The sequence below is a fragment of the Streptococcus sp. 27098_8_86 genome, assembly GCF_041432595.1.
Classification (GTDB): Bacteria; Bacillota; Bacilli; order Lactobacillales; family Streptococcaceae; genus Streptococcus; species Streptococcus pneumoniae_F.
The window spans coordinates 1-2,956 of record NZ_JAPVZW010000022.1 but is presented as its reverse complement, the minus strand read 5'-3'; the positions used below and the strand labels follow the sequence as shown (position 1 = coordinate 2,956).

The window sequence follows — 2,956 nt, the reverse complement described above, 5'->3', positions numbered from 1 at the left end:
ACCGAACAAAATCCTCACTGCGCATAAAGGCAGTCGATACTTGTTGCTGGGAGAGCTCGATAAAATTCAAATCAAATTTCACTGAGTTGCTTTTCTAAATTTATTATTATGGTTTGTCCCAAAGAGGTGAGGAATACATATAGCTTCCTCTGTTAGATATGTCCCTTCGACCCTCACGTACTATAAAGTCCAATACATTAAAGAATTTTTTTTCAGCCTCAGAAAAATTATCAAATTCAAATGTTCTTCCAATTACATAAGCCCTCTCATCTCTGCTATTCACCATGAATAAATTATCTTTGTAAAATATATGTACAGCAAATGGTGTTCTATTTGTTTCATCGAAAAGAACATACCGTAAAGATATATAATTTTTTTCTTTTATAATACATTCTATTTCTTGTTTGAATTTTTCAATTTGTTCCGAATTCATTTTATCACCTCTTTTAATAAACCTAAATCTTCATAATACTTCAAAGAATTCCCTAGTTGTATCTGAGTTCCTCCACCTGCTCCAAAGACTTTTGCAATTTCTCCTTGTTGAATATTAGCCAGATCTGACAAAGAAAATCCCCGGTTTTCCATTGCATCAATTAAGCTTTCTTTAACTTCTGATGAAGCTGTTTTAAAAGCATTTATTATATTTTCTTCTGTCAAATCATGCATTACTCTATATTGATGATAATCTTGATCCCCCTCTGGATAAGGTAATCCGCGTTTATTAAAAGCTATAATTTTTCCATCTTCAACGTTAATTTACTGTTTACCATATCAAATCCATATTAACTCTCACTACTTGCCAGAATTTTTGACCCTTCTGGTAATAATTCTTCTAGCTCTTGACGGGTAAAATGCCTTTGTGCTGCGGCATTATTTTTTAAAACCTCAATGTGTTTTCGCCAAAAAAGCTTATTTGCTTCCTCTTGTGACATATTAGGTGGCCAAGCATCATTTTTTAGCCTAAAATGTAACTCTACTAAATTCTTTTCTCCACTCTCAATCAACTGAAACAACTCTAGTGGCAATTCATACACCACTCGTTGTTCCGCAATACCTCCTTCATCCACGACAAGATAATATTGTTCGCCGTGTTTCCAGATATGCTGGCCATAACCTGCTACTTCCTCAAACTTGATAACATCTTCCCAAATTAATTTACTGTGTTCCATATAGCATCTCCTTCCTTTATACTGATATCTTTCATAACTCCTTCTGGCATATCTCCTGGATAAGTGCGACCTCCTGGACGCCACCACTCATTCGCTCCTGACTCATTACCACTCGGAATAGATATTCCTTTTTCAGAGACAACTTCCGGTGTTACATCCAAGCGATAAAGTGGTTTATCACCTAAGTACCCTTCGTCAAATCCTAGTAAGGTTTCATAGAGGCGATTATCACCTTGAGCAACATCTTGGATAACATCCGCATGTTCTTTACTCAACCAGAAACTTGTCCCATCGTCACCTCCTACAATTCCTCCATTCCAATTTTCGCTAGGCTGGAACTTTTGGAACCTAGAAGCCCCGTTATCAAATTGCTTCTTGTGAGCCTCAATATAGTCTTGGGTCAAATATTCTTCAGGCCGTGGTCTTGGAGTAATTTCTTTATCAGTCGCAACAATTTCATCAAAAAGAGACTTTTTATCAAATCCCTCTACCAGCTCAACCTTCGGTGCTTTCTCAGAAATCTCCAGGACTCGAACACGGTCTTCTGGACTAAGGCCGGCCTCCACATACTTGTTCCACTGGCTATAACGTTGAGCGTCCTCTACCGACATACCGTCAATGAAAGTTCTCGCCTTAGCTCCACTCTCCGCCACATCATCCGCATGTTTGCTTGAGAAGTGCATCACATCACGCAGAGTCTTACTCTCAACGCTGAAGGCAGGCATTGAGCCCATACCTCCCGCAAAGGCAAATGCTTCTTTGCGGATACCGACTGGGATTCGGGTGTCTAATAATTTCTCCCCAAATTTTCCAATGACATTATTGCTCTTCGCTAGGATATTGTCAACCTTTGATCCCCATTTTTCAACATTTGCGAGAATTCTTGCCTTGGTACTGTTCTTGGCTAACTGAATCATCTCAGCTGCCTTAGCTCCTAACTTGGTCCCCTTAGCCATCTTCCCCACAGCTGCTGGACCGACAAAAAGACTGGCAATCTCAAAGGTCAAGCCTCCTGCGTCATAGGCATCCATATGGGTAACTTTATCCCAGAGGGCTTTTCCTGTCTCTTGAGCACGATAAGCAGCCTTATCCGCATAACTGGCATTAGGGTCTTGACCGCGCATAGCCGCACCTGGATCCGTCAGAGCAGTGTAAGTGCCTACTCCTAACTCCGCAAGGCTAGACAGGTTATCTACCGTCCCTTGCAAGTCCCGCTTCATCCACTCTGGAGTTTGACCTCCTGTTAGGCGATTGACGCCATCAATACTGGCAATGCCAATGATCTGAGTCAAATCTACAGCTCCGATGGCAGTCTCTGAAACCATACTACCTGCTGCACCAATAAAACCTTCCGCAAACAGGAGGGTATCTTTCAAGTCCTGTGGAATAGGCAGATTTCGTGTGCCCTCAACGACATCGCCCCACCAGGAACCAATCTCGTTCGAGCGATCCTTCAGCCAGGCTTGGATGGGGTGATGACAGCGATAAGAAGCTTCTCGCTCAGCGGCTTCTTGTTCTGCCTTGCGTTTAGCAGCCTCAATCGCTTCGGCCTTCGCTTTCGCATACTGCTGATCCACCTCATAAATCGCTTTACCGAGGTCGTCATGCGCCACAAAGTTAGTTAAAACAGGATTGCTATAACTCAGACTCTTCACTCTTCCAGCAGCTGCCATTTGACTACTTAAAGCACTAAAAAGCTGTTCAGTACTGCTGGTTGTCGTCATCTTATCAAAGGCATTGACCTTATTCTTCGTATCCTGAACATACTTCCGGGCTGTCTGGGTATT

Annotated in this window: 3 protein-coding genes and 1 pseudogene; all 4 read right to left on the bottom strand. The window is 41.9% G+C overall.

What is annotated here, in order from left to right; all coding sequences use genetic code 11:
- Positions 1–106: 106 nt before the first annotated feature.
- Positions 107–433, bottom strand: a complete 327-nt coding sequence (locus tag O3616_RS09940) for an Imm59 family immunity protein (RefSeq protein WP_070842483.1) — start codon at positions 431–433, stop codon at positions 107–109.
- Positions 430–666: a hypothetical protein gene (locus O3616_RS09935; protein ID WP_371638784.1), complete on the bottom strand. Its 237-nt coding sequence runs from the start codon at positions 664–666 to the stop codon at positions 430–432. Before O3616_RS09935 ends, O3616_RS09940 begins: the two co-directional genes overlap by 4 nt.
- Positions 667–782: 116 nt before the next feature.
- Positions 783–1,169, bottom strand: a complete 387-nt coding sequence (locus O3616_RS09930) for a hypothetical protein (protein WP_371638783.1) — start codon at positions 1,167–1,169, stop codon at positions 783–785.
- A pseudogene (locus O3616_RS09925) lies at positions 1,151–2,956 on the bottom strand (hypothetical protein); the annotation flags it as partial. The gene O3616_RS09930 and the pseudogene O3616_RS09925, both read right to left, overlap by 19 nt.

What these genes read in the sequence shown, in the direction of transcription:
- O3616_RS09940 (WP_070842483.1), bottom strand. Translation starts at nt 433, where the DNA reads ATGAATTCGGAACAAATTGAAAAATTCAAACAAGAAATAGAATGTATT.
- O3616_RS09935 (WP_371638784.1), bottom strand. Translation starts at nt 666, where the DNA reads ATGCATGATTTGACAGAAGAAAATATAATAAATGCTTTTAAAACAGCT.
- O3616_RS09930 (WP_371638783.1), bottom strand. Translation starts at nt 1,169, where the DNA reads ATGGAACACAGTAAATTAATTTGGGAAGATGTTATCAAGTTTGAGGAA.